This window comes from Collinsella sp. BIOML-A6, assembly GCF_009875845.1.
GTDB classification, from domain to species: Bacteria; Actinomycetota; Coriobacteriia; order Coriobacteriales; family Coriobacteriaceae; genus Collinsella; species Collinsella aerofaciens_H.
In genome coordinates this window covers 56196-82926 of the sequence record NZ_WWSL01000008.1, presented here as the reverse complement: position 1 = coordinate 82926, position 26731 = coordinate 56196, and the positions used below count along the sequence as shown (strand labels likewise).

Annotated in this window: 25 protein-coding genes and 3 pseudogenes; 14 read left to right on the top strand and 14 right to left on the bottom strand. The window is 57.9% G+C overall.

The window, feature by feature from the left end:
- Positions 1–67 precede the first annotated feature (67 nt).
- Together GT495_RS04280 and GT495_RS04275 are read right to left on the bottom strand one after the other, a co-directional pair.
- A pseudogene (locus GT495_RS04280) lies at positions 68–505 on the bottom strand (radical SAM protein); the annotation flags it as partial.
- A gap of 23 nt (positions 506–528) precedes the next feature.
- Positions 529–708, bottom strand: a complete 180-nt coding sequence (locus GT495_RS04275) for a cysteine-rich KTR domain-containing protein (protein ID WP_002588768.1) — start codon at positions 706–708, stop codon at positions 529–531.
- A gap of 384 nt (positions 709–1092) precedes the next feature.
- Here GT495_RS04275 and GT495_RS04270 point away from each other — a divergent pair, with 384 nt between their 5' ends.
- From GT495_RS04270 to GT495_RS04260, 3 genes and pseudogenes are all read left to right on the top strand, one after another.
- Positions 1093–1446: a helix-turn-helix transcriptional regulator gene (locus GT495_RS04270; RefSeq protein ID WP_009447119.1), complete on the top strand. Its 354-nt coding sequence runs from the start codon at positions 1093–1095 to the stop codon at positions 1444–1446.
- A 268-nt stretch (positions 1447–1714) separates the two neighbouring features.
- Positions 1715–2044, top strand: coding sequence for a plasmid mobilization relaxosome protein MobC (gene mobC, locus GT495_RS04265; protein ID WP_161161618.1), 330 nt, complete (start codon positions 1715–1717; stop codon positions 2042–2044).
- Positions 2005–2901: pseudogene (locus tag GT495_RS04260) on the top strand (relaxase/mobilization nuclease domain-containing protein); the annotation flags it as partial. The gene mobC and the pseudogene GT495_RS04260, both read left to right, overlap by 40 nt.
- A gap of 355 nt (positions 2902–3256) precedes the next feature.
- On the opposite strand, the gene GT495_RS10650 reads toward GT495_RS04260, so the two are convergent.
- From GT495_RS10650 to GT495_RS04235, 4 genes are all read right to left on the bottom strand, one after another.
- Positions 3257–3424 carry a hypothetical protein gene (locus GT495_RS10650; protein ID WP_192924168.1) on the bottom strand — a complete coding sequence of 56 codons (168 nt, stop codon included), beginning with the start codon at positions 3422–3424 and terminating at the stop codon, positions 3257–3259.
- 447 nt (positions 3425–3871) lie between these two features.
- Positions 3872–4792, bottom strand: a complete 921-nt coding sequence (locus GT495_RS04245; RefSeq protein ID WP_161161617.1) for a helix-turn-helix domain-containing protein — start codon at positions 4790–4792, stop codon at positions 3872–3874.
- Between the two features lie 431 nt (positions 4793–5223).
- Complete coding sequence (locus GT495_RS04240; RefSeq protein WP_161161616.1) at positions 5224–6303, bottom strand: 6-phosphofructokinase; 1080 nt, start codon at positions 6301–6303, stop codon at positions 5224–5226.
- 141 nt (positions 6304–6444) lie between these two features.
- Entirely contained in the window at positions 6445–7530 is a 1086-nt protein-coding gene (locus GT495_RS04235; RefSeq protein WP_161161615.1) for a carcinine hydrolase/isopenicillin-N N-acyltransferase family protein, read from the bottom strand.
- Positions 7531–7691: 161 nt separating this feature from the next.
- Between GT495_RS04235 and GT495_RS04230 the strand changes: the two genes are divergently transcribed.
- The 3 genes from GT495_RS04230 (at position 7692) to GT495_RS04220 (ending at position 10318) form a co-directional block, all read left to right on the top strand.
- Complete coding sequence (locus GT495_RS04230; RefSeq protein ID WP_192924167.1) at positions 7692–9077, top strand: M18 family aminopeptidase; 1386 nt, start codon at positions 7692–7694, stop codon at positions 9075–9077.
- Positions 9078–9453: 376 nt separating this feature from the next.
- Positions 9454–9834 (top strand): translation repressor RelB, encoded by a 381-nt coding sequence (locus GT495_RS04225; protein WP_161161614.1) that lies wholly within the window; start codon positions 9454–9456, stop codon positions 9832–9834.
- On the top strand, positions 9827–10318 hold the full coding sequence (locus GT495_RS04220; RefSeq protein WP_161161613.1) for a PIN domain-containing protein: 492 nt from the start codon (positions 9827–9829) through the stop codon (positions 10316–10318). Before GT495_RS04225 ends, GT495_RS04220 begins: the two co-directional genes overlap by 8 nt.
- A gap of 307 nt (positions 10319–10625) precedes the next feature.
- Here the strand turns inward: GT495_RS04220 and map are convergent, their stop codons facing one another.
- On the bottom strand, positions 10626–11513 hold the full coding sequence (gene map, locus GT495_RS04215) for a type I methionyl aminopeptidase (RefSeq protein WP_022094665.1): 888 nt from the start codon (positions 11511–11513) through the stop codon (positions 10626–10628).
- A 160-nt stretch (positions 11514–11673) separates the two neighbouring features.
- On the bottom strand, positions 11674–12450 hold the full coding sequence (locus GT495_RS04210; RefSeq protein ID WP_161161612.1) for a radical SAM protein: 777 nt from the start codon (positions 12448–12450) through the stop codon (positions 11674–11676).
- 225 nt (positions 12451–12675) lie between these two features.
- Here GT495_RS04210 and GT495_RS04205 point away from each other — a divergent pair, with 225 nt between their 5' ends.
- The 3 genes from GT495_RS04205 to GT495_RS04195 all read left to right on the top strand — a co-directional run bounded on the left by GT495_RS04205 (position 12676) and on the right by GT495_RS04195 (position 15945).
- The gene (locus tag GT495_RS04205) at positions 12676–13473 is read left to right on the top strand and encodes an alpha/beta fold hydrolase (protein WP_161161611.1); all 798 of its coding nucleotides are present in this window, start codon (positions 12676–12678) and stop codon (positions 13471–13473) included.
- Between the two features lie 211 nt (positions 13474–13684).
- Positions 13685–15565 carry a diguanylate cyclase gene (locus GT495_RS04200; protein ID WP_161161610.1) on the top strand — a complete coding sequence of 627 codons (1881 nt, stop codon included), beginning with the start codon at positions 13685–13687 and terminating at the stop codon, positions 15563–15565.
- A 23-nt stretch (positions 15566–15588) separates the two neighbouring features.
- The gene (locus tag GT495_RS04195; RefSeq protein WP_152073347.1) at positions 15589–15945 is read left to right on the top strand and encodes an Hpt domain-containing protein; all 357 of its coding nucleotides are present in this window, start codon (positions 15589–15591) and stop codon (positions 15943–15945) included.
- Positions 15946–16048: 103 nt separating this feature from the next.
- On the opposite strand, the gene GT495_RS04190 is transcribed toward GT495_RS04195, so the two are convergent.
- From GT495_RS04190 to GT495_RS04170, 5 genes are all read right to left on the bottom strand, one after another.
- On the bottom strand, positions 16049–16858 hold the full coding sequence (locus GT495_RS04190) for a gamma-glutamyl-gamma-aminobutyrate hydrolase family protein (RefSeq protein WP_161161609.1): 810 nt from the start codon (positions 16856–16858) through the stop codon (positions 16049–16051).
- 87 nt (positions 16859–16945) lie between these two features.
- Positions 16946–17710 carry an amino acid ABC transporter ATP-binding protein gene (locus GT495_RS04185; protein ID WP_161161608.1) on the bottom strand — a complete coding sequence of 255 codons (765 nt, stop codon included), beginning with the start codon at positions 17708–17710 and terminating at the stop codon, positions 16946–16948.
- A gap of 36 nt (positions 17711–17746) precedes the next feature.
- The gene (locus GT495_RS04180) at positions 17747–18580 is read right to left on the bottom strand and encodes an amino acid ABC transporter permease (RefSeq protein WP_161161607.1); all 834 of its coding nucleotides are present in this window, start codon (positions 18578–18580) and stop codon (positions 17747–17749) included.
- Complete coding sequence (locus GT495_RS04175; RefSeq protein ID WP_117640236.1) at positions 18577–19236, bottom strand: amino acid ABC transporter permease; 660 nt, start codon at positions 19234–19236, stop codon at positions 18577–18579. Before GT495_RS04175 ends, GT495_RS04180 begins: the two co-directional genes overlap by 4 nt.
- A gap of 138 nt (positions 19237–19374) precedes the next feature.
- Entirely contained in the window at positions 19375–20367 is a 993-nt protein-coding gene (locus GT495_RS04170) for a glutamate ABC transporter substrate-binding protein (protein ID WP_161161606.1), read from the bottom strand.
- Between the two features lie 267 nt (positions 20368–20634).
- Here GT495_RS04170 and GT495_RS04165 point away from each other — a divergent pair, with 267 nt between their 5' ends.
- Positions 20635–21837, top strand: a complete 1203-nt coding sequence (locus GT495_RS04165) for an iron-containing alcohol dehydrogenase (RefSeq protein ID WP_161161605.1) — start codon at positions 20635–20637, stop codon at positions 21835–21837.
- Between the two features lie 303 nt (positions 21838–22140).
- Here the strand turns inward: GT495_RS04165 and GT495_RS04160 are convergent, their stop codons facing one another.
- On the bottom strand, positions 22141–23922 hold the full coding sequence (locus tag GT495_RS04160) for a 1-deoxy-D-xylulose-5-phosphate synthase (RefSeq protein WP_152073354.1): 1782 nt from the start codon (positions 23920–23922) through the stop codon (positions 22141–22143).
- 228 nt (positions 23923–24150) lie between these two features.
- Between GT495_RS04160 and GT495_RS04155 the strand changes: the two genes are divergently transcribed.
- The 4 genes and pseudogenes from GT495_RS04155 to GT495_RS04140 all read left to right on the top strand — a co-directional run bounded on the left by GT495_RS04155 (position 24151) and on the right by GT495_RS04140 (position 26677).
- Positions 24151–24687: an HD domain-containing protein gene (locus tag GT495_RS04155; RefSeq protein WP_161161604.1), complete on the top strand. Its 537-nt coding sequence runs from the start codon at positions 24151–24153 to the stop codon at positions 24685–24687.
- Between the two features lie 3 nt (positions 24688–24690).
- A complete protein-coding gene (locus GT495_RS04150; RefSeq protein ID WP_240128090.1) occupies positions 24691–25710 on the top strand; it encodes a putative ABC transporter permease in 1020 nt (339 codons plus the stop codon).
- A 119-nt stretch (positions 25711–25829) separates the two neighbouring features.
- Positions 25830–25940 (top strand): annotated as a pseudogene (locus GT495_RS04145) (P-II family nitrogen regulator); the annotation flags it as partial.
- 74 nt (positions 25941–26014) lie between these two features.
- Positions 26015–26677 (top strand): TetR/AcrR family transcriptional regulator, encoded by a 663-nt coding sequence (locus tag GT495_RS04140; protein ID WP_161161603.1) that lies wholly within the window; start codon positions 26015–26017, stop codon positions 26675–26677.
- Positions 26678–26731: the final 54 nt, after the last annotated feature.

Genomic DNA, 26731 nt, shown 5'->3' with positions numbered 1-26731 from the left:
GGGGCCGCGGGGGCGTTCGGCTAACTGCGGGAACGGCCTATTTGCTCAATGTGTTCGGCTGAGATCGGAAATCAACCAAAGGTTCTCCCATTCCCATAAAAACGATACGATTTACTTTTTGACGTATCAATACAACCTGCTGCACAATTTCAGACGGTGTTAGATTACGAACAAAACCATTGCGTCCGGACTCACAAAAAATACAGCCAACAGAACAACCAACTTGCGTACTTACGCAAACAGTCCCACCATCTCGCCGTTTAATAAAAACCGTTTCAATATACCTGTTATCTTTCAATTCATAAACATACTTTTCAGTATCGCTACTTTTATAGACTTTTTTTGTTGATATTGATAGATTTTCTTTGTGAAATGGCTGTTTATACAATTCCGTATATAAGGCTCTTGCTTTATCCTCTCCAATTACTTCCGACATTTCTTTGTAAGTAAATCCGTATGGGTCATTCAATATTTCCGTAGGTGTACTTTTAGGTAAGTGTTTCATTTAAATATCCTTCCTTTTCAAAATTAAAAAGTTTGTTTTTCAGAGTTTTTGATTATGATTTCTAGTTTTTCAACATCAACGATATGCGTTAATTTACATTTAGGGCAGAAAAGAGGAAAATTTCTTAATACCGTATTATAAAATACTTGAACCCTCGTCTTTCCGTTACAAATTGGACATTTTATCCAATATTTTTCAAGCATAATATTTCTCCTTTTGCGCAAAAAAATGCAGGTCAATTCTCAACATGGGCATTGACCTGCATTTATACATATAATACTACAACAAAATTAAGGCATAGTTTTTATACTATGTCTATACGTCGTTAGTTTTGTTGTATAGCATACGCAAAATAAGCATGACAAAAAAGCCCATATTGAAAATGGGAAAAATCTTTTTTGATTTCAATGCTTATCGAATACGCATGCTATGTAACATAAACATTCCCCCCCTTTTATATAATATTATATACAAAAGCAGCTTGTTGTCAACATATATATATATGAATTATTTTGGCTAACTGATAGAACTATGTAGACATATCCAAGAAGAAAGGGGAACAGTAAAATGTAAGAGGGTGAATAACTATGGCAAAAAGACCAGTACCAAAATACGACTTCAAGGCTTTTGGGGCAGCGATAAAGGCAGCGCGTGAAGGACGCAAGGAAAGCCGCAAGAAAGTAGGCGACGAAATGTTTATCTCGCCGCGCTACCTTGCGAACATTGAGAACAAGGGGCAGCACCCAAGTTTACAGATATTCTTTGAGCTGATACAGCGTTACCATATATCCGTAGACCAATTCCTGTTAGACACGCCCGCTGCAAAGGACACAAAGCGGCGGCAGCTTGACGCGCTCCTTGACGGTATGAGCGATACAGGCATACGGATTGTGACCGCAACGGCAAAAGAGATTTCCGAAGTCGAAAAAGAGGGCGAATAGGAATGTCCGGCTTAAAACTGAACAGGATTTAGAGAGCGTTGTAATCTTTTTTGAGATTGCAGCGTTTTTCTTTTGCGGAAGTTTGGCAAAATCGCTTTTTCTCCGTAGTAGGGGATAAGAGCCTAAAGGATAAAAACATTCGTAGCAAGCATAGGAAGCGGGTACCCACTTCCGTATTTTCCCCCTCCCGCGCTGCGGCGCGTCGGTTGAAAATTGCTTGTTGGGAAGTGTCCCAAACCCTCGGAACGGAAAGGAAAGGAGCGAATACATGGACGGACGCAAAAGGACGGTACAAATCAAATTCAGAGTGACGGAAGCGGAACGGGATTTAATACTGGAAAAAATGAAGCTCGTACCCACCCGGAACATGGCGGCGTATCTGCGGAAGATTGCCATTGACGGATATATCATTCAGATAGACCACGCCGACATAAAGGCTATGACCGCAGAGATAAAAAAAATCGGTGTCAACGTCAACCAGATAGCACGCCGCGTAAACGCGACGGGGAACGCATACCAAGAGGACATAGAGGAAATAAAGGGGGTGCTTGCGGAGATATGGCGGTTACAAAGATTAAGCCTATTAAAAGCACTCTAAGCAAAGCCCTTGACTATATCGAAAACCCGGACAAGACGGACGGAAAAATGCTTGTGTCCTCTTTCGGCTGCTCCTATGAAACGGCAGATATTGAGTTTGAATATACATTGTCCCAAGCACTCCAAAAGGGGAACAATTTAGCCTTTCATCTGATACAGTCCTTTGAGCCGGGGGAAGTGGATTATCAGAAAGCCCATGAAATCGGAAAGCAGCTTGCCGACGCGGTAACAAAGGGGCAACATGAGTATGTTGTGACGACGCACATTGACAAGGGGCATATCCATAACCACATTATTTTCTGCGCGGTGAACTTCGTAGACCACCACAAATACAATTCCAACAAAAGGAGCTATTACGGTATACGGAACATGAGCGACAAGCTGTGCCGGGAAAATGGCTTGTCCGTCGTCGTCCCCGGCAAGGGCAGCAAGGGAAAGAGCTATGCAGAGTACCAGGCAGAAAAGACGGGTACAAGTTGGAAAGGCAAACTGAAAACCGCCGTTGACGCACTTATCCCCCAAGTTTCCAGTTTTGAGGAATTGCTAACGCGGTTACAGGCGGCGGGCTATGAGATAAAGCCGGGGAAATATGTATCATGCCGCGCCCCCGGACAGGAACGCTTCACCCGCCTAAAAACCCTCGGCGCAGACTATACAGAGGAAGCCATAAGGGAACGGATAGCGGGCAGACGGACAAAGGCGGCGAAAGCCCCCAGAGAGCAGCGCGGCGTTTCGCTGCTTATCGACATTGAGAACAGTATCAAGGCGGCGCAGAGTAAGGGCTATGAACAGTGGGCGAAAATCCACAATCTGAAACAGGCGGCAAAGACTATGAACTTTCTCACCGAAAGAAAGCTCCTTGTTGCGTAGGTGGTGGTTGCTCATTACGGTGTAGCCCTTGTTTCGTTCCACCCGGAAAACTGCCATAGTAAATCACTCCTTTTGCTGTGGATTTGTTACGCAGTAGAAGCGCGGTTTCGGGGGATAAGGTATAAATCCCTTGCCGCGTCAGATACGCGCCCGGAAAGCCGCTTGTAGCAAGGCTTTTTCTGCCCCTACTGCGTAACAAAGGGCATGAAAAAAGCGGCGTTCCTGTTCTCCCTGTGTAGAGAGTGGGAAACGCCGCTTTTGCGTCGTATTCAGTTTTTAGTACAATACCCGGCTTGTCCGTCGCTCGAAAAACCTTGATTTTCCAGTGTTTTCAAAAGTATCGTTATCTAACGTCAGCTTTAGGTGGCCCGGCGTTTGCCCCGTTTTGCTGGGGATGTCTGTCGTTCAGCATCTCAACGTACTGGCCGATGAGCTTTTCCATATAACGTTCTTGCCATTGAGGAAGCATTTTCTTAAACAGCTTCCAGTCGCTTTCGACTACGTCGCGCATATGTCCTCCGCTCGTCAAACGGGTTTTCCATTTGCCTTTCATTCTATTTGGCTTTCGCTCGCAGGCGTGGATGAGAGGCTCTCTTTAGTCTTCGAGATTGGGCTTGAATGGGTCGTATGCCACAAAACGGGCCTATCTACTACGTTTAATTTGATACCGTCAACCATGCCGGGAAAACGAAAATTAAAACTGCAGGTAGAGGGCTTGTCAATTGTCGGAAAAGGCGGGTATGGTCGGCCCTCTCGAGTTAAACGTAGTAAATAGGCCCTTTTCTTGGCGTGCGGTCAGCTTAATGCTAATCTCCGTGCCGGAACTGACCCAGTTGTTTGTAAGTTGTGGTGATATACGGACTGTTTGGCGCTTTGGAGCCTCAAAACAGTCCCTATATCACCGCAACTTGGAAGGGCGGGCGGTGTCGGATGAGTGGCGCTGGCTGGTTGGGGCGGTTTAGGCCTGCTTGCGGCACTTCCATTGTTTGCGACACCAGCGCATGAGCGCCTTTACGATGGGAATCGTGATGAGGATGATCCATGCAGGATGGGGCTGTCCCAGGCAAAGCCACATATAGAGAAACCATGCAATGGCGGATGCTGGGTAAACGCCGTCAATCAGCTTGGACAGGCGGCGTCGATCGATAAAGTCGCCAAGCGCGTAATAGACGGGAATCAAAAAGACGAGGAAGAGTCCCGTAGCCCATGTGCCGTAGACAATGCCGAGCGCCAGATAGGCGAGAGTGACAAGTGCGGGAAAGGGAAACTTGTTCCATGCACGTCCGACCTTGGTGTGGAAATACTTGCCATGATGGTCGAGCTTGTCGTGTGCTTCCTTCCAGCTGGAGAACGTCTCGCCGTCGATGGTGACGGTGCCGTCGTCATTGGTACGCACGCTATGTCCATCGTCCTCAAGCGTATCGATATGCACGCCGCCCGGCCCCACATGCACCTCTTCGCCCTTGCGCTTGTTGGCCACATGGATGCCGCTCCAACCAACATGGACTTCCTCGCCTGTATTGGGATCAATGACGTGGATGCCGCGCGCGAGGGAAATATCGACAAGTGGCTTATCGCTGCAATCAGCGTGCTCAGTAGAAGCCTCAGCTTCGTCAGCCACATCCGCCGTCTCGGTGTCGGCGCTACCGTCCTCCAGGTCGTCGGCATCGTTGGCCGCCTGCCCATATAGCAGCTCGTCCAACGACACGTCATACAGCGCGGCGAGCGCAATGAGGTTATCGGTATCGGGTGAGGACTCGCTGCGCTCCCATTTACTAACAGCCTGGCGGCTTACGCCCAGCTGGGCAGCAAGCGTCTCCTGAGAAAGGCCGGCAGCTTTACGGCGATCGACGAGGCGCTGTGCCATCGCAAGATCCATGGTGGTTCCTTTCGTGTGGTGACCGTAATCGAATGAGCCGAGTATGCCGAGAACAACCGGTAGCGACCACCATTTCTAGTTTGAATCTGCCCCAACCCTACCGCAACTACCGGTAGCAACCATCATGACCAGCAATTATGTGACAAATGTCAGTGCGCGCAACAGCTAAGAGCCCGGGTCAAAAGTTGCGGTGGAATAGTTCCTAAATTCAGCCATTTGCGGGCTAAGCAGGAACTATTTCACCGCAACTTAATTTCAGACCAGGCACCCGCAGCAAGAAGACGAATAGCCTCGGCGAGTATGTAGACGAAGGGCCCTCCGACCCCGCCCGACGATTTCGATTGGCGACCTTTGACGGAGTCAAGGGAGGAGCCAAATCGAAATACGCCGGGCAGGGTCGGAGGGCTCGATGGGATGGATTCCAGCCGAGGCTATTCGTCGCCGAAGCTGATGCCCAGCGCCTTGGCCTCACGCACCAGATCGCTCTGGGGGTCGACATACTTGAGCTTGCCGGCGACATCCTCGAGCGGCATGTGGCACATCTTGCCGTCGCGCAGGGCAATCATGTAGCCAAACTCGCCGCGCAGGCAGCCAAGCGCGGCCTCGACGCCGCACTGGGTCGCAAAGATGCGGTCCTGGGCGTCGGGCTGGCCGCCGCGCTGCGTGTGGCCGGGGATGGCGACGCGGGTCTCGCGACCGGTCTTGGCCTCAATCTCCTTGGCGATGTCGTACACGATTGACGGGCTCGTGCGCTCGGCGAGCTTCTTCTTGTACTCCTTCTTGGACAGCGCCGCGTCCTCCTTGGAGATGGCGCCCTCGGCGACGGCCACGATGGTAAAGCGGCTGCCGGTTTCCATGCGATGCTCAATGGTCTTGATGACGTTATCCATGTCGTAGGGGATCTCGGGAATCAAGATGACATCCGCGCCGCCCGCGACGCCGGCGTACAGCGGAATCCAGCCAACCTTGTGGCCCATGATCTCGATAACGAACACGCGGCCGTGACTCGAGGCGGTGGTGTGGATGTCGTCGATGCACTTGGTGGCGACGTCGATGGCGCTCGTAAAGCCAAACGTCAGCTCGGTGCCCCAGGTGTCGTTATCGATGGTCTTGGGCAAGGCAATAACGTTGAGGCCCTCTTCGCGCAGGCGGTTGGCAGTCTTGGTGGAGCCGTTGCCGCCCAGCATAAACAGGCAGTCGAGCTGCAGCTTGTGATAGGTGTGGACCATCGCGGGCACCTTCTCGACGCCGTCGGCCTCGGGAATGTCCAGACGCTTGAACGGTGTGCGGCTCGTGCCCAGGATAGTGCCGCCGCGGGTGAGGATGCCGCTTAAATCGGCGGGCGTCATGACGCGGAACCTGCTGTAGATAAGGCCCTGGTAGCCGTCCTCAAAACCGTAGATCTCGATAGGTTCTTCGCTATTGGTTATGAGCGTTTTGACGATGCCGCGCATGGTGGCGTTGAGCGCCTGGCAGTCGCCGCCACTAGTAAGAAGACCGATCCTAAGCATTATGAATCCTTCCGGGCAAGTTATAACATGCGCATAAGTTTACCCCCGCACACTGTTGATGCGGGGGTAAAACGTGTTAGCTCAAATGTATAGAAATGTAAGCAACATCAGACGAGCGTAAGGACGACGGTGCCTGGCTCCTTACAGTGCGAAGGCGTCGACGTCGCCCCAGTGGCGGCGCAGCGTGATGGCGGCGGCGGGTTCGGTGTTGTCAAAGACGACCGACCATTGCGTATTGCTAGTGATGTCTTCCGGATTGGGTTCTTGCGCTGCGGCGCGCAGGGCTTCCCAGACAATCGTTTCGTCCTGGGCACCGACATGGGCGTCAAGGACATCGGCGATTGCGACGGCGCGCTCTTTACCATGGCCCAACTCGCCATTCTTTTGGTTGGGCAGCACTTCGTCACCATAGCAGGCGTAGAAGTTCGTAACCTGTCGTACAGGAGTCGCTTTGAAAGCGCGGCCCGGATCGTGCGGATCCCACTCTACTGCGCGCGCGTCACCGGCGGCGTCGTTGATAAAGAAGTGGTAATCGCGTCTGGCCATGGCGTGCATGTCGTAGGCAGAAAGCAGGTCGACGGCCTCCTGCGTGGTAGCCGCGCGGTCGAGCACCAGGCGGATGGCGAGCGAAGTGTTGATGACGGGGCGCTGCGTGTCCTGGTCACAGGGTTTGGAATCCAGGGTGAGCACAGCAATGGATACGCCGCATTCGTTAACACCGTCGAGCTGGGCAAACGGGCCCATGAGTGCGGCGGCACGTCCGGCGACGGAGTCAAGCGGAGTATTATCGCCCAGGTTGTTAAGGGCCGCAAAACCGATGGAGGTATAGCCGCCGCGCGGGTGATTGCGCACCAGCAGCGCCGAGGTGTCGTCCTTAAAGTCGTAATTGCGACCGGTGCGCACGCGGCCTTCGGCATCTACGGCGACAAAAGCGCTGCAGGAAAACTGGGGCGCCTGGACATGTGCCGGCACACCGGGCAGCACCTGCGCCACCACGGCATCGATGTAGGCCTGGTCGTCGCGCACATCGGCTGCGATGATGCGGTCAAGGTCGTAGTCGTAGGCGATGTCGATGCCGTACAGGTCATAGCCGTCTGCGTAGCCCGTCAAGCGTTTGAGCGACGCGGCGGACTTGATTTGCTTGCGGTAAACGATGCCGGCGGCAGCGGCAAGGCCGACGGCGACACCCGCGGCACCGCAGGCGATGGCAATGTTACGTGGCTTCATGACGGCTCCTCTCGTCCTGTTAGCGCAATTGTCGCAAAAGGAGCGCGGGCATGATGGCTCAACTTGGTGAGCGGTGCGGAATTAAGCACGGAATGAAGCGTGCGGCACTGGCGTGGCGGGGTATGCTGGAGGGGACCATCAACCCAGCGAAAGGGGAGAGCATGACGGATCAGGAAGCGCCCGAGCGCGTGCACGTGACGGCCGACGATATCGAGGCCGCCAACGACCTTATCGACTTTATCGAGGCATGCCCCAGCATGTTCCATACGGCGGCGACCATTATGGCCGAGCTCGACGAGGCAGGCTTTACCTATCTGCCCGAGAACGCGGCGTGGGATATCGAGCCGGGCGGGCGTTATTACACGCAGCGCAACACCTCGAGCGTCATTGCCTTTAAGGTGGGCGAGGACCTGGCTGCTACGTGGGGCGAGGACGGCGTTGCAGGCGACTATCATTTTCAGCTCACGGCGTCGCACAGCGATTCGCCGACGTTTAAGGTCAAGGCCGTGCCCGAACTCGACGGTGCAGGCGAGACGCTGCGCCTAAACACCGAGGCCTACGGCGGCATGATCGACTACACCTGGTTCGATCGCCCACTGGCGCTCGCGGGCCGCGTGTTGGTGCGCGAAGGCGACCGTATTGAGAGCCGCCTGCTTGCCACCGAGCGCGAGGTCGCTATTATCCCGAGCCTTGCCATCCATATGAATCGTGGCGTAAACGAGGGCTTTGCGCCCAACCGCGCCGTCGACTTGTGCCCGCTCATCAGCGCCGGCGACCTTAAGCAGGGCGACTTTGACGCCCTGATCGCCGAAGAGCTGGATGTTGAGCCCGAACAGATTTTGGGCCGCGATCTATTCCTGGTCAATCGTCAGGATGCGCGCATTTGGGGCTGGGCCGACGAGTTTATCTCGACGCCCAAGCTTGACGACCTGGCCTGCGCCTACACCTCGCTGCAGGCATTTTTGGATGCCGAGAATGCGCATGACATCTCGGTCTTTTGCTGCTTTGATAACGAGGAGGTTGGCTCCGAGACCAAACAGGGCGCCATGTCGACGTTCTTGGCCGACGCGCTGCGCCGCATCAACGGATCGCTGGGCTTTGACGACGAGTCGTACCATCGCGCCCTTGCCGCATCGATGCTCGTGAGCTGCGACAACGCGCATGTCGTGCATCCCAATCATGCCGAAAAGTGCGATGTCCGCAATCAGGTGGTGCTCAACGGCGGTATCGTCATCAAGGAAGCCGCCAACCAGCATTACTGCACCGATGCCTTTAGCCGCGCGGTGTTCCAGGCCATTTGCGATGACGCCGACGTACCCACACAGGCCTTTGCCAACAAGAGCGATATGGCCGGCGGTTCTACCCTGGGCAATCTGTCCAATATGCAGGCGAGTATGCATGCTGTGGACGTGGGCCTGCCGCAGCTTGCCATGCACTCGAGCTACGAGACTGGCGGCGTGCGCGACGTGATGTACGCCATCCGCGCCCTCACCGCCTTCTACGAGCGAAACCTAACCATCAACGGCGCCGAAAGCGTGGAGCTCTAAAACCTACCAAAAAGGGACAGGTTTATTTTGGCAGGTTTTATCTGGGAAAATGCCAGTGGCATTGCAAGCCGATAGGGCCCTAAAACGCCGCAGGTAGAGCAAAAGTCAGCGAGAGCCCGTCTGGGCGAGCAAAGTGCCTTGAAAGAGGAGGGCATTGGCCTTCTGGCCATGCCCGAGGATTGAAAGGCAGATTGCTGTCCAGACGGGCTCGCAGCGTCGACCAGTCCGCCGTTCGTTAGAACGGCGGAACCTAAAGGTGCAGTGTGCCTCGGCGGCTTTTTGTGTACAGAGTACAGCTAATGCTTGTAAATGCTATACATGCTTTACGTAGCTACCATAGAGTTTTATGATAGTTTTGAAGTGTTAAGGAGGGGTCATGACCACAACAGCCGCTCAGATCAACGTACGTCTCGATCCCGATCTTAAAAGGAGTGGGGACGCCGCTCTCTCCAGGGCCGGTATGACGCCGAGCCAAGCGGTGCGAGCGCTCTGGCAGCTTGCAGCGTCGCTGGCCGATCACCCCGGTGCGCTCGAGGATATCCTGCTGCCCAGTCGTGCCCGGGCGGAACAGCGCGAGCGCGAAAAGGTCGCCAAACGTAAGCTCGAGCTCATGGATCAGGGGTCGAAGCTGTTCGCTGCCGCTTGCCGTGAGTCGGGAATCGATATGGTCAAGGCTCAGCCATCGGACGACGAAGAGCTCAAACGGAATGCCTATGCGGATCGCTATGGCGAGGAGATGAACTGGCTCTATGAGTGAGAATCCTAAGCGCATCTTGGTTGACACCAACGTCTGGCTTGATTATTTCATCCCTTCACGACGCGGTCGTTCGGCGGCAATTGAGTTTTTGCGTGATGCGTGTACGGCTCAGGCTGAGCTGATGTATGCGGCGACATCGTCCAAAGACCTGTTCTATTTGATTTCGAGCGAACATAAGGCGTGGTATCGGCGAGAGCACGGTTCGCTGTCTCAAGATGCCGCTTCGGCGGCGACATCACTCGCATGGGATTGTCTTGATGTGTTGTCGCAACTTGCTACGCCCGTGCCCTGCGATCTGAGCGACATATGGATGGCGAGTAAGCAGCGTAAGCTCCATAGCGATTACGAAGACGATTTAATTATCGCGGCAGCGATGCGCGCAAAGACAGACCTTCTGGTCACTAACGATGTCAAGCTCTGCTCGCATGCACCCGTCGCAGCAATGAGCGTAGAAGACGCAAAGAATTACTTAGCAACGCTCTAGCAATTTGAAGACCCCACAAGTCGAACAAAAGTCAGCGAGAGCCCGTCTGGGCGAGCAAAATGCCTTGAAACAAGGCGGCATAGACCTTCTGGTCATGCCGCCGAAGTTGAAAGGCAGATTGCCGTCCAGACGGGGCTCGCAGTGTCGAGGGGTTCCGGCGTTTGGCAAAACGCCGGAACAATCTAGTCTCCGCTCGACCTGCCAAAAAGGGGCAGGTTTATTTTGGCAGGTTTTATCAGGCAAAACGTTCAAATATAAACGCCGGATGCAAGACGAGCGTGCCCGTCGGCATCCGGCGCATCCACGGCTACCAGCTCAGCAGCTCGTAACCATCCTCGGTCACCACGAGCTGTACCTCGCACTGGGCCGAATCGCTGCCGTCCTTGGTGCGCACGCACCAACCATCACCCTTGCTAATCTTGATGTCGGGCGCTCCGGCGTTGACCATAGGCTCGATGGTAAAGACCATGCCCGGGGCCATGATGGTGTCCACATCGGGTGCCTCGGTGGTAAAGCCCACAAACGGGTCCTCGTGGAACTCCTTGCCAATGCCGTGTCCGCCGTACTCGCGCACCACGCTAAAGCCGGCGTCCTCGACGGTCTTCTGCACGGCCTCGGCCATAACGGAGAGCGGCAGCCACGGCTTGACGGCTGCCAAACCCGCTTCCACGCTGGCGCGGGTGACGTCGACCAGGCGCTGGCGCTCGGCAGAGACCTCGCCGATGCAGAACATACGGCTCGAGTCGCTAAAGTAGCCGTCCAAGATCGTGGAGCAGTCCACGTTGATGATGTCGCCCTCGTGCAGCACGTCTGCATCGCAGGGTATACCGTGACAGACCACGTCGTTGATCGAGGTGCACACGCTCTTGGGGTAGCCCTCGTAGTTGAGGTCGGCCGGCGTGCCACCATGCTCGACGGTGTAGTCGTAGATCATCTGGTCGATCTGGTTGGTGGTCATGCCCGCGGCGATGTGCTCGCCTACGTAGTCGAGCACGCCCACGTTGATGGCAGCGGAGCGTTTGATGCCCTCGATATCGGCGGGTGTCTTGTAGAGCGTGCGGGGCAGAACCTCCCAGCCCTCTTCCCACAAGCGTTCGAGGCGCTCATCAAAGGCGCTGTGGCATTTCTTATATTTTTTGCCGCTGCCGCACCAGCAAGCGTCGTTGCGGCCGGGCACGGGTCCGTTGTCAAACATGGCTAACTTCCTTTCATTCGCAGCTAGTATAGCCCACCTACGCGTCCATAAAAGTTGCGGTGATATAGTTCTGATTTAAGCGGTTTAACGGCATAAACAGGAACTATATCACCGCAACTGATGGAGCGGGGTGGCGGGCACTAGCTGCTGCGTGGTTTTGCTAGTAGCTTACCTGGCAGGGAATGCCGAGGGCACGCACGCGTGCGGCGATCGTGTCGAGCGCCTCGGGCGCCGCTTTGGCAAGGCCGGCGACCGGTGTCTCGCGCGCCACCGTGTAGATGGTCGCCTTCTGCGGACGAATGCGCTCGAGCGCCGCGAGCCAAGGGCCGACATACTCCTCGCCGGTATTGTCGAGAGGCTTGCCCTGGTGTTCGCCGGTCAAAAACATCGTCTGGATTATAACGTGACTGTCAAAGCTTGCGAACGTCTCAATCTGGTGCTCCACATCGTAGGGGCCAACGGGTTGATCGAGCAGCTGGATAAATGCCGGATCGACGGTATCGAGCTTGAGGATGTTGTCGTCGACCATCATGAGCGCATCGTGCACCTGGGGACGGTCGGCTCGCGTGCCGTTGGAAAGCACGGCGATCTTGGTGTTTGGGGCAAGCTGGTCGCGCAGTGCGACGGCCCCGGCGATGGCCTGCGGAAACTCCGGTGCGGCGGTGGGCTCGCCGTTGCCTGCGAAGGTGATCACATCGGGGAGCTCGCCTTCGGCTGCCATCCCGCACAGCTTTGCCTCGAGCGCGTCGAGTACCACGGCAGCTGTGTTGTACGGCTCATGGCAGGGGCACTCAGCGTTGAGGCCGTTTTCGCAATAAATGCAGTCGAACGTGCAGATTTTGCCGCTGGCCGGCATCATGTTGACGCCGAGCGAGAGACCAAGGCGACGGCTGCGAACGGGCCCAAAGATGGGGCTGGCATTCAAAAACGTAGACATAGGCATATGCTCCTCAAGACAATTGCGCCTTAGCATAGCATCGGCTCCAAAGCAAGGTGCGGGCTCTTTCTTTACATGTTTCGTTTTTTCACGTCGCTCATTATGCCGTGCCATGAAAAGCCTCGGGTCGGGTACAGTTAATCTGTCAACAAGTCGTAAGGCAATGCGGGTCCATCCAGCCGTACTGACGTGCAACTGGATGGGCATTGATGATGGGGGCACAACATGGATTTTACGGTCGAGAATGCGGGCACTACGATCGCCTGTCGCGAATATGCCGGCCCGGATATGTCGCCTGATACTCCCGCCTTGGTGTGCGTGCACGGCGCTTGTGTCGACGGCACATTTTTCGACAGCATTGCTTGTGAGCTCAGTCGCAACTACCGCGTAATTGCCTACGACCGCCGCGGCTGTGGTGGCAGCAGCGAGGCGGCAGACGGCAGCTACGATCTTGCCGCTCAGGCCGCCGACCTGCAGGCCGTGATCGAACACGTTGGCGCCCCGACAAATGTGCTTGCGCACAGCGCCGGCACGTTGGTGGCGCTGGAGCTTCTTCGCACCGGATCCCATCTCGTCGCCCGTGCGATTCTGCATGAGCCGGCTGTATCGGCCGAAGGCATCGGCATGGGCGCAGCTCCGGTTTTGCTCGATATGATTGCGGCTGGAAAGGTTTCAAGGGCGCTCCGGCTTTTCTTGGGAGCCCTCGGCGACTTGGACCCCGAGGCTCCTGGGACGACCGAAGCGGAAGCCAAACATGCCCTGCGCAATGGTCGTTGCTTTATGGCCAATGAATATGGGACAAATATGACATATGCTCCCGACTGGGATCGCGCCCGCGCGTCAAAGGCGGTGTCGGCCGTGTTTTTGGGCGAGCTTTCGGTCGGTACGCCCCGCGAGGCTGGTACGCGAGCGGCTGCCGAATATCTCGATTGCCCTCTCATGACGATTCCGGGCGCGCATAACGGTCTGCGCGATCGCCCCGTTACGGCGGCAAACGCCGTTCGCGATGCCTTGAATCGCTAGCACGCTCGATGACCTGCGGGGAGGTGGACTGTTAGCGTTTCGTCATTGGTAACGAATGCGCCCATAACCGCGCGCCCGCGGCTCCATGACCGCCGTTTGCCAGGTCATAAAAATGTAACGATAATCGCGCGTTTGCCTGCAGCTGTTAGATGTTACCCTTATTCCATTTGATATGTACCGTTGCCGTGCGTAACGATAGAAAGGACCCCATATGCTCAATAATCACGAGGTCAATCTAACCGACGAGGAGGCTGCCGCCGAGGTCGCCCGCGTCGCGAAGACCTACCCCGTGGTGCGTTTGCTGTCGGCCGATCAGATTAAGAGCGAGCCTAACTGCTTGCTCGCCGGCGATCGGTGTCCTTGTCTGCGTCAGTCAAGCCTTGAGGCCTTGGCGGGCTCCGATGAGGTATCGGAGCGGCTGCTCGACGATGGTACTGAGTACCGCGCTCGCCTGCGCCCTCTAAGGGTCGAGGGCGAGCCTCACGTCTTGCTGATGGTACGTCCGATTGATGAGCAAGAGGCCGCAAAAGAGGATCCTGTGTACACCGACGTGCTGACGAGTGTGCGCAATCGCCGATATTACGAGGAAAAGCTTCGTAGCGCCCGCATGGAGGCTGGCGTGGCGGTGATCGACCTTGATGATTTTAAGGTTTTCAACGATACGTGTGGCCGCCATGCCGGCGACCTTGCGCTCGGTGCTGTGGCGACAGCCATACGCAGCGGCATTCGTTCGACTGACGAACTTGTGCGCTATGGCTGCGACACGTTTGTAGCCGTTATGCCCGATATTCCCTCCGATGACTTCGCCCGTCGCCTGCGTCAGGTATCCGACGCTGTTCATTCCACGGTTATTCCGGGCCATGAGCACGTGAGCTTGACGGCATGTGTTGGTGGCGTTCGCATTCATGGCGAGACGGTCGATGAGGGCGTTGGCCGCGCTGTCCAGTTACTGAGCCGTGCTAAGGCAAAAGCCGGTACGGTCGTGACCCATGCCGATTCCATCGAGGCCTTCCAAAGCGAAAAGCCTTTGGTACTTATTGCCGATGACTCCGAGATGAACCGAGCCATTCTCAACGAGATGCTCAAGGACGAGTATTGCATCCTCGAGGCGGATAACGGTCGTACGGCGCTCGATATGGTCGACCGCCATGGCAATGAGTTGTCGCTCGTGCTGCTGGACATTCTCATGCCAGGCATGAGCGGTTTTGAGGTGCTGGCCGATCTGTCGCGCCAATCGGTTATCGACAATCTGCCTGTCATCATGATTTCGAGCGAAGATTCCGATGATGTGGTTCTGCGCGCGTACGAGCTGGGTGCCTCGGACTATATCAGCCGCCCGTTTGACGCCCGTGTCGTTCGCCGCCGTGTGAGCAACACCATCCGTCTATACGCCAAGCAGCGCCGCCTGACGAGTCTGCTGTCCCAGCAGTACAAAGAGCGCGTCAAGAACAGTCGCATGCTCATCGACATCATGGCCGGCGTCATGGAACTTCGCAATGGCGAGAGCGGCAGGCACGTTACGAACATCGAAAAGCTCACCGAGCTGCTGCTTGGCTGTCTGGTCCGGCGTAGCGACACCATCTCCCTTGACAATGAGGAACGATCCACGATTGCCCTGGCTTCGGCGCTGCACGATGTAGGCAAGATGTCGATTGACGACGCCATTCTCAACAAGCCCGGGCGCCTTACGCCCGAGGAGTTCGAGATTATGAAGACGCATACTACGATCGGCGCCGACATGCTGCTTGAACTGGGCCGCCATCACGTCGGCAATGCGCTTTTGGAATATGCGTACCAGATTGCGCGTTGGCACCACGAGCGCTGGGACGGCAAGGGTTATCCCGATGGCCTTAAGGGCGATGATATCCCCATCGCCGCACAGGTGGTTTCGGTGGCTGACGTGTACGATGCACTGACGAGCGTGCGCGTGTACAAGGATGCTATTCCGCACAAGGAGGCGATCAAGATGATCCTGGACGGTAAGTGCGGCACCTTTAACCCGCTGCTGCTTGACTGCCTGCTCGAGGTGCAAGACCGTATTGCCGAGACGTTGACGCGCCCTGCCGACGTCGTCGCGTTTCCCACGATTTAGTTTGACCAAAGGAGTTTTGATCCATGATTTCCATGCGTGAGGCGTATGAGAAGATCGGCGCCAATTATGATGACGCTTGCGCCCGCCTGATGGGCGATGAGATGCTTGCCCGCTTTGCCCTCAAGTTTTTGGATGACGAGAGCATGGACAAGCTGGAAGTTGCTATGGCGGCAGGAGACGCCAAAGGTGCGTTTATGGCAGCGCACACGCTCAAGGGCGTGAGCCAGAACCTGGGATTCGATAATCTGTACGAGCCGGCGGTCGTAGTGACCGAAGCGCTGCGTGGCGCCGATGGCGTTGACGGCGCCCGCGAGAGCATGCATGCGTTGCAGCAGCAATATGCGGCTACGATGTCGGCCCTGCGCGAGGCGGCTGAATAAGGGCTTGCGAGCTTTGATGTGTACCTGCCGCGTATAGGTAAAAGGGCGCCCCGTCGGACCATGTGGCTGGCGGGGTGCCCTTGTCTGTTGTGTGGTCCGCGAGCTAGCGGGCCTGCTTTACCTTGGCCGCTGCCTCGACAAACGACTTCCACAGGTTAAAGTCGGTCTCGAGCGTCTGCCAGGTGTACTCGGGATGCCATTGCACACCCAGGCAGAACGGCTGGCCCTCGACTTCGATGCACTCGGGAACGCCATCGGTCGCCTGGGCGACCAGGCGCGTATGCTTACCCAGACGATCGACGCAGCAGTGGTGTGCGGAGTTGGTCTGGATCAGCCTGTGCCCGCCAAGCGCGCGCTCCAGCAGCGAGCCCGGCATGACCTCGACAGGGTGCACGGGGTCGTTGAGCACGTGGGTGTGGCGCCACTGCGTGCGGCCCTCGCGCGCACCCAGGCTCGGCACGTCCATGCACAGGGTGCCGCCGGTGGCGACGTTGAGCAGCTGCGTGCCGCGACAGGTGGTAAAGAGTGGCTTTTTGGCGCGGAGCACCTCGCCGACCAGCTTAAACTCAAAGCTATCGCGGATCTCGCAGCAGAGGGTGGGGTCGTAGGGTCGATCATCGCCCCAGCGCTTGGGGTTGACGTCCGGGCCGCCGGGGATGGCAATACCGTCGGCGATATCGACGTAATGACGGATAACCTCAATGTCCTCGGTGATGGACATCTGCAGCGGCAGGCCACCGGCGGCAAGGATGGCATCGACAAAGACACTTGCGATTTCCTCGTTGGGGGAGAGCATCTCGCACAAAAACGGCTTTGCCCCTTCCCAACGCGGCGCCACCAGGATGAGTGGACGGTCGGCGGGGGCAACGTCGACGTGCGGGGTATAGGACGAGGAAGTACGGGTTCCGATCATAGGTGTTGCTTTCGAATCTGAAGGTGACAGGGCGCATGAGAGGCGTGGGACAACACTTCCGATGAATTTGTTCCACGGGATGGCTGCTTAGTGGCCCTTAATGGAGTTGAGGAAGTCCTGGGCGCGCTTGGTCTGGGGGTGGTCGAAGAACTTGTCGGGTGTGCCGGTTTCCACGATCTGGCCGTCGGCCATAAACACGACGCGGTCGGCCACGCGGCGGGCGAAGTTCATCTCGTGCGTGACGACGATCATCGTCATGCCCTGCTGGGCCAGGCGAACCATGACCTCGAGCACCTCGTTGATCATCTCGGGATCCAGCGCGCTTGTGGGCTCGTCAAAGAGCATGGCCTTGGGCTGCATGGCAAGCGAGCGGGCGATGGCTACGCGCTGTTGCTGGCCGCCCGAAAGCTGTGCGGGTATCTTATCGGCCTGCTCGGCCACGCCCACGCGGCTCAGCAGGTCCATGGCGCGCTCGCGGGCCTCGTCCTTGGAGACGCCCAGCACGTCGACCGGTCCCAGCATGACGTTCTGCAGTACGGTCATATGTGCGAACAGGTTGAACTGCTGAAACACCATGCCCAGCTCGGCGCGCATGCGGGCAAGATCCTTGCCTTCCTGCGGCAGGGGCTCGCCCTCGATGAGGATCTCGCCCGAGTCGATGGTCTCCAGGCGGTTGATGGTGCGGCACATGGTCGACTTGCCCGAGCCCGAGGGGCCGATCACAACGACGACCTCGCCGCGGTCGACCGAGAGATTGATGTCGTTGAGGACGTGTAGATCGCCATAGTGCTTATCGATGTGCTTGAGCTCGATTAACGGCTGATTGCCGGTGAAAGAGGTGCTCTGTGCCATGGTGCTCGGCTCCTTATGCTTTGAGAACGTGGGTACTTAGCGGATGATGGTCGCGCCAGTGCGCTGCGAAACGTAGACGGCGGCCTTGTTGATCGCGACGTTGATGAGGATGTAGATGACCGCGATTACCAGGTAGACCGACACGAGGGCGTCGTAGTTGGTAATGAGCACGCGGGCATTTTGCATGAGGTCGGGGTAGCTCACCACATAGGCGACGGTGGTGTCTTTGACTACGACCACAAGCTGCGAAATCAACGACGGAATGATAAACCGAATAGCCTGCGGCAACACGATTTTAAAGGTGATTTTAGCTTTGGAGAGGCCGAGTGCCTGGGCTGCCTCGACCTGGCCGCGCGGCACGGCGTTGACGCCGGCGCGGAAGATCTCGGCGAGTACGCCGGCGGCAGCGAGCGCGACGGGAAGCGTGAGCATCCAAAACGACGGCAGCGCGATCTTGTACTGGGGCAGCACCAAAAAGAAGAAGTAAATGAACAGCAGGCTCGGTACGCCGCGGAAGAAATCGGTGAGCAGGCGGCAGACCAGCTGGAGCGGTTTAATGTCGCTGGTGCGGCCGAGCATAAGGGCTAAGCCCAGCACCAGCGCGATGGCGCCAGCGGTGAGTGCGACTTTAACGGTGCCCTCAAAGCCGGCAAGCAGGAACTTCCAGGTGGTGAGGTGCGTAAAGAAATACCAATAGTGGACCGAAAGCTGACCGGTCACATAAAAGCGCTGCAGCACCAGGACGGCGAGCGCGGCGACGGCAACGAGCGAGATAGCGGTGCCGATGCGAATCTTGGCGCGCATCTTGGGGCCGGGAGCCTCGTAGAGCGCATCGCGCATGGTGAGCGCGGAGGTGGAGTGCTTGCTCATCGGAGGATCCTCACCTTCTTATCGATGTAGTTGCCAATGTGGCTCACCACAAAGGCCGTGCCCAGGTAGCCGAGCGCCGAGATAAAGAACGCGGCGACGCCTCCGAGCGAGCGCGTGTTGATGTAGCTCACCACGCCGGTGAGCTCCTGCGGTTTAAGCGGCACCTGGCTGCCGAGCGCGGTGGTGAGCATGACGGCGATAAAGAGGTTGGTCATGGGCAGCACGCTCGAGCGCAACGCCTGCGGAATCACGATCTTGGCGAGGATACGGCTAAAGCTCATGCCCAGCGAGCGGGCGGCTTCCACCTGACCGACGCCGACGGTGTTGATGCCGCTCATAAAGTTTTCGGAGCCAAAGGCCGAGCCCAAAAGGACCGTGGCGACGATAACGCAGGTTCGATAGGGCAGGACGACCTTGAGCGGCGGCAGCGCATAGACGACGATGATGAGCAGTGCGATGCCGGGGATGTTACGGAAGACCTGGACATACAGGTCGCCAAAGACGCGCAGCGGCTTGAGCGGCGACACGCGCATCACGGTGACGGCGACGGCCAGCACCATGGCGATGACAAACGACTCAAGTGTCATGCCCCAGGTTGCTAGCAGCGCGTCGATATAGTTCTGGCCATAAAGCGACCAGAGTTCGGAGAGACTCATGCGGACCTCCCGCCGATAAGGAAAGGGGCCCCCGTGTGTACGGAAGCCCCGACAACTCAGTGAGGAAACAGTTTACCGCAATAAAGCGCATCGTGCGTTTCCATATGGTTTCATTGTGGCCGTTACCAGGCTCGCTGCCTAGGCGCCGACCTCGGGCAGCTCGGGAACATTGGTGTCGCCCGTACGGTCGCCGATGCAGATCTGCCACAGCTTGGTCCAGGTGCCGTCGTCCTCGATCTTCTTAAGGAAGTCGTTGACAAAGGCGACGCCGTCGGAATCAAGCGGCAGGCCGATGCCGTAGGGCTCCTGGTTGCCGAAGGGCTTGCCGGCGATCTTGTACTTACCGGGCTCGCGGACCAGGGAGCTCTGCTGCATGTTGTTATCGATGACGTAGGCGTCAACGCGGCCCTGCTGGAGTGCCTGGCGAGCCTCCTCGTCGGTCTTGAACTCCTGCTGGCTGGCCTTGGGGGCAAACTCCTCCAGGATAGCGGGGCCGTTGGAGCCGGACTGGACGGCGACGTTCTTATCGGCCAAGTCGTCGACGCTCTTGATGTCGTCGTTGTCGGCGAGCACCAGGATGGCCTGCTGCGTGTAATAGTAGGGGCCGGCGAAGGAGACGAGCTTCTTGCGCTCATCGGTGATGGTGTAGGTGGCAAAGACGGCGTCGACCTGGCCATTCTGCAGCACGGACTCGCGCGTGTCGGAGGTCACTTGCGTGATCTCGACCTTGTTCTCGCCCAGGATGTAGTTGGACAGGAGCTGTGCGATGCCGGCATCGAAGCCGCGGGTCTTGCCGTCCTTCTCGTTGAGGAGGGAGAAGAGCGTGGAGGTCTGGACGCTGCCGATCTTAAAGACACCGGCATTCTTGACGGCCGTGGCCCAGGTGCTGGCGGCGATGGCATCGTCGTCGGCCTTGGGGCCGTTATCGACGAGCTTGTCGAATGCCTTGGCGTCGAGCGTGGTGGAGGCCTTGGTGTCATCAGAGCTCTTGGAAGAGGCGGCGGAGCCCTTGTCGGCTTCGGCGCTGGTGTCGGAGCAGCCGGCAAGACCAAGGCCGGCGACGGTTGCGAAGATGGCGGCGACAAAGCCGCGGCGGTCGAGAACGACCTGCTGGGAGAGGTTCTTGCTCATAGGAGAACACCTTTCTCAAAAAATCCTAGTGGTTGAGTAGAGTTATACCCTATTGCGCTCAGATGGGTCAACACGAAATAACTCAGAAACATACTTACCTTATGGGTTATTCTGCCTGCCAAAAAGGGACAGGTTTATTTTGGCAGGTTTTATCTGGGCAAACGACGGTTATTGCAGCCGGGACGCTACCTTTTAGCCGGGGCAGGCGCTCGCAGCGGTCGCTATAATGGCGGCAACGCGACACATATATAAGTAAGGAGATCGCGTATGAACGGTTATTCGTTTTTCGCACCGACCAAGGTGTTGTTTGGCGCGGGCAAGTTGGGCGAGCTGGGTGCGCAGAAGCTGCCCGGCACCAAAGCGCTCATCGTTACCACCGGCGGCAATTCGGTTAAGCGCTTTGGATATCTGCAGCGCGTGGAGGCGGAGCTTGACCGCGCCGGCGTGGCGCACGAGCTGTTCGACCGTATTGAGCCCAACCCGCTGCGCGAGACTGTCAACGCGGGTGGCTGGATGGCGCATACCCATGGCTGCGACTTTGTCCTGGCACTCGGCGGCGGTTCGGTCATGGACGGCAGCAAGGGCATCTGCGCGGTGGCGACCAACCCGCATACCGATGCCGAGGGCAACGAGTGCCCCGGTGACATCTGGGACTTTGTGAATGGGGGCACTGCGCTCGGCCTGCCGATCCCCAACGATCCGCTGCCGCTTGTCTGCGTGACCACCACGGCGGGTACCGGCTCCGAGGTCGATGCGGGCGGTGTCCTGTCCTGCGAGGAACATGACGAGAAGCTTCGTCTGGGCGATCCGCGCCTGTTCCCGGTGCTTTCGATCGTCGATTCCGAACTCATGGTGAGCGTCCCAGCGCGTCTGGCCGCCTATCAGGGATTCGACGCCCTGTTCCATTGCGTTGAGTGCTACATCTCAAATACCAACACGCCCATGGGTGACATGGTTTGCCGCGAAGGCATCCGCCGTGCCGCCGCGGCACTGCCTGCGTGCGTCAATAATGGCGATGACCTGGAGGCGCGCTCGAGCCTCGCGTTTGCCAACACGCTCGGCGGTTATGCCATGGATGCCTCGGGCACCACGGGCTCGCATGGTCTTGAACATGGCATGAGCGCGCATCATCACGACTTACCGCACGGCGCCGGCCTCATCATGATCGCCCGCGCCTATCACACGTGGATGATCGATCACGGCGCCGCACCCGAGCGCTATATCGACATGGCACGCCTGATGGGCAATGCTACCGCCAGCGATCCGCACGATTTTGTAGTTGAGCTCACGCGCCTGATGGAGGCCTGCCATGTGGCCGACCTTGCCATGAGTGAGTGGGGGATTGCGGACAAAGAGCTGCCGGCCATTGCGCACAATGCCCTGACGACCAACGGCGTCCTGTTCAGCCACGATCCCGTGACGCTGACCGACCCCGACGTCGTCGAAATTCTCAAGAACAGCTACCGCTAACTACCACAAAGGTGCCACTTTGGCGGTTCGTCTTAATCTGTAACAGTCAGACGAGGAAATGGGTCCTAACTGTTACAGATCGAGATTATCTCCTTAGGGGAATTCGAATGTCTCAATCTGTAACATCTGGACGGCCAAAAGGTCTCTATCTGTTACAGATTGAGACAAAGGTCAGGGACTAAGACGTCTTGTCTAGATCTGTAACAGTTAGACGGGAATTCGGGCCCTAGATGTTACAGATTGAGATAATCGCGCCGCGAAAACAAAAACCTCCGCAGGGGTGCTTTCCTTGCGGAGGCTTTCTTACGCGTTGAGTAGTTTCACGGTTTCGGCGGCCATGTTCTCGACCGTCATGCCGTTCTGAGCGAGCAGCTCGTTGGGGTCGTAGCGGTCGGGGAAGCCCTTGGCGATGCCGAAGGTGCGCGCGCGCAACGGCGTGCATGCCAGATAACATGCCACGCGCTCGCCCCAGCCGCCGTCCAAGATGCCGTCCTCGAGGGTGACGACAACGCGATGCTCGACGGCAAGGCTGTCGAGGAACTCGCGGTCAAGCTCGGTTGCAAAGCGCGGGTTGACGAGCGTGGCCTCGATACCGTACTCGGCGGCCAAGCGGTTTGCCACGCGCTCGCCCAGCTCAAAGAAATCGCCGAGCGCGAGCACGGCCACATCGCGGCCCTGACGCACAACGTTGTAGCGCGCAACGCTGTAATCGGTGTCCTCGGCAGGCGCCAGATCGGGGCGGCTTACCAGGCCGATGCCCGGTACGCGGATCGCCGCGGGATGCTCGCGATGGTCGAGCGACCAGCTCAGCATGGACAGGTATTCCTCCATGCAGGTCGGCGCCAAGTAGCGCATGTTGGGAAGACCGCCCAGCATGGAAATATCAAAGAACGAGAGGTGCGTCTCGGATGTGGTGCCAAAGATCGACGCGCCAAATACCAGGATGGTCGCCGGCATATCGTTGAGGCACAGGTCGTGCCACAGTTCGTCGTAGGCGCGCTGCAAAAACGTGCCGTACACACCAAAGACTGGCTTGGCGCCCGAGCGCGCAAGCGCGGTGGCAAAGGTCACGGCGTGCTCCTCGGCAATGCCCACATCGATGAACTGTTTGCCGGCGGCAGCGCGAAGCTCGGGTGTAAAGCCCATGATGTAGGGCGTGGCGGCCGTGATGCCCACGACCTGCGGATCGCGTTCGATGGCGGCGCTGAGCGCCTCGCCCGTAATGTCGGCATAGGTGCGCGGCGCAGGCTCGCTCGGATGGCCCGGGCAGAGCTTGCGCCCAGTTGCCATGTCAAACGGACCCACGTGGTGCCAGTGCTCCGGGTCGCTCTGGGCCGGCTCAAAGCCCTTGCCCTTGGCGGTGGAGACGTGCAGCACGATGGGACGATCGACATCGCGCAGTTCCTGCAGCGCGTCGACGAGGGCCAACACGTCGTTACCGGCGTCCAGATAGCGGTAGTCGAGCCCCATCGCGCGGAAAACGTTGCGCTCACAGGTGCCGTTGCTGGCGCGCAGTTCGGCCAGATTGCGATAGAGGCCACCGTGGTTCTCGGCGATGGACTGGTCGTTATCGTTGACGATGATGATCAGGTTGCTGTCGAGCTCGGCGGCATTGTTAAAGCCCTCAAACGCCAGGCCGCCCGAAAGCGAGCCGTCGCCAATAACGGTAATGACGTTATATGTGTCACCCGCCAGGTCGCGCGCGTGGGCAAGGCCGCAGCCCAAGCTTATCGAGGTCGAGGTGTGACCCATGGCAAACAGGTCATGCTCGGACTCGTCGGGATTGGCAAAGCCAGAGGCCTCACCATAACGCTCCGGGTCGATATAGGTGTACGCGCGCCCGGTTAGCGCCTTGTGGGCGTAGGTCTGGTGCGACACGTCAAAGACAATCTTGTCGGTGGGGGAGTTAAACACGCGATGGAGCGCGACCGTAAGCTCAACGACGCCCAGGTTGGGGGCAACGTGTCCGCCGACAGCGGCGGAGCTTTCGAGGATGGCGTGGCGAATCTCGCTGCAGAGCTGCGGGAGCTCGGCGCGATTGAGAGCCTTGACGTCCTCGGGCGTTGTCGTTTGCGTAAGCAGCATCGTTGTGGGTTACTCCATGCGAATCGAGCGCCGGCGCTCCCTCGGCCGGCACAATTGCACAAGACAGTCTCGCACATTTTGGCGTTTGATATGTGACGGCGGCGCGGTAATTCGCCAACTGGTGGGGCAAAACGTTTTGTCCGATGCCATACTGATAGATTCAATGATGATTCTATTCAATGCGTGCAGACCGTGGATTGCCACCGTGAGCCGCTGGAAGGAGGCAGCATGTCCGATGCCGATCGTGCCGAGAGAATCGCGCACGAGGTCGACTGTGCCGCCCGTCAGCTGGCCCAGGTGGGCCGTTTGGATCTGACACGCGAGTTTATCCAGCATGGTGATGTGACGGTCTATGCGCACGTGACTTCGGTAGCGCGGGCGAGCCTGTCCTTTGCCGAGCACTTGGGCCGTGCTGGCATTTCGGTCGACCGTACCTCGTTGCTGCGCGGAGCCCTGTTACACGATTACTTTCTCTATGACTGGCACGATCCCGACCCAAGCCATCGGCTGCATGGCTTCCGCCACCCGTTTTTTGCCCTGGCACGTGCGGAGGAAGATTTTGAGCTGACGCCGCGCGAGCGGAATATTATCGTGCGGCATATGTTTCCGCTGGTGCCGGTGCCGCCGACGTGTCGTGAGGCATGGATTGTGTGCCTGGCAGATAAATGGTGCGCGCTGCACGAGACGGTCGCCGGCCGTCTGCGGCACAAGGACGAGGCGGACGATGGCGCGAGCAGCGAATCGAGCGAAAAGAGGAGAGGGTAGACGTTGGGAACCACGATCGACATGGCATTTGACGGCGCGACGCTTGCCGCCTGCCCGCTTTCGGCACTGGTGCTCTCGTTTGCCTTCTACGGTTTTTGCGGCTGGGCGTGGGAGTCGACGGTCTGCGCCATGCTCAATCACGGACGATTTGCCAATAGCGGCTTTTTGCTGGGGCCGTGCTGCCCCATCTATGGCGCGGGCGGCATTGCCTGCTGGCTGTTGTTGCGCGGAATTCCTGACGCGTCGAGCCAGTTTGTCGCTGCAGCGCTTGTATGCAGCGTGATTGAGTACAGCGTAGGCGTGCTGTTGGAAAAAACAACAGGCGCGCGCTTTTGGGATTATTCGCACCTGCCGTTTAATTTGCATGGCCGCATCTGTCTGTACTGGGCCTGCGCGTTTGGCTTGGGTTCGTTGTGCATTTGTCGCGTAGTGGAACCGGCGGTGTTGGGCCTGCTCGCCCATCTGCCGGTCTTGATTGTTCGTTTGGCCGCCTTTGTCGTTGCAGTTGCAATGATCGTCGATGCGATTTGCTCGCTGGCCAGTTGGCGCCGCCTGTCCGATCAGCTGGAGCGTGTGCGTGCCGACCTTGCCGACCGCATCAATGAGTCACTTGCCGACGCGTCCGACTCCATGCTCGAGCGCATTCCCGATTCGACGATTGACTCGGTGGCGCAGACGCATATCCGCAGCCGCGCCGTTAACGCGTGGCTGGCCGAGCTGGGCGACGCGGCGCTCGATGCCCTACGTGAGAAGGCTTCGATGCCGACGTTTATCTCGGACGGTGCTCGCGGCCTGGCACTCGCTGCTCGCCGCGTGGCCGATGCCGCGCCGAGCGTGCCTCGTCCGTCGCTCGCCTGTCTCCGTGCCGGCAGGCGTGCAAGCCGTCCGGTGCCGAGTGTGTCGCTCAGCCGTCGCGACCTGCGCTTCTTCAATGCTTTCCCGCGCTTGCGCATCAACCGCTACGAGGGCGTCATTCGTGCCACCGACCTTCGCGACCGCGCCCACGAGCTGTTTCGGCGCTAGCCGGGACGAGCGCCCTCGCGGCTCCCTTGCTCGCGTATTTCCCGTACGGTTCGCGCCCGTTGCCGCGCCGTTTCCAAGATTGCGGCACCGTTTCCATTCGACAACGCAGCGTTTGACTTATCTGCAACGCCGCCCGCACCGGCGCCGTTGGAGACGGCAAGATTTGGGTCGAGCCGGTCGAGGAGGTTATCCGCATCCGTACCGGCGAACAAGGCCCCACCGCGGTGTAGAATCAACCGCCTGCCATTCGCAACGTTAAAATACTGCAATGAGGCACAGGACTTGCGTTGTGGATGGGCAGATTATGGGTCGTAATAAATATCCCGAGGAGACGGTCGCGAAGATTCTCGACGCGGCGCTGGAGCTATTCTGCGCGCAGGGTTATGAGGGGACGAGCATTCAAGATATCGTCGACCGACTCGATGGCATGACCAAGGGTGCTGTCTATCATCATTTTAAGAGCAAAGAGGAGATTTTCAACGCCGCATTTGATCGGGCAATGGCTCCGGTTGTTGAGCGCCGTCGCTCAACGCTTGGTATCGGTAATATGACCGGAGCTCAAAAGCTCAAGCGACTGTACGCGCCCGAGTCCGTTATTCCGCAAATTGAGCTATGGGCACGCATACATCCTGCGGCAGATCCGGTAAAAAGCTCGCGGCTGCTGGCGATGCAGTACCAGGGTTCGTTTGACGAGTCGGCCGATGGCTATCTCCTGCCAGTGATCGAGGCGGGCATCGCCGACGGCTCCATTGCGTGTGAATGCCCGCGCGAAGCGGCGGAGGCGGTATCGTTGTTGGCGAATCTTTGGCTGCTGCCGCTGTTCCGTCCGCTTGAGACCAAGGATCGAATGCTTGCTCGCGCGCAATGTTTGGCGCAGATGGCGGCCGCGGTGGGGCTCGATTTGGGTAATGAAGTGCTCCAGACAACGGCTCAGATTTGGGACGTATGGAACCGTGCCGGGTGGTAAAATAGATACCGATAGTATGTAATAGATTTGAACGGGCAGCTCCGGCTGCCCTTT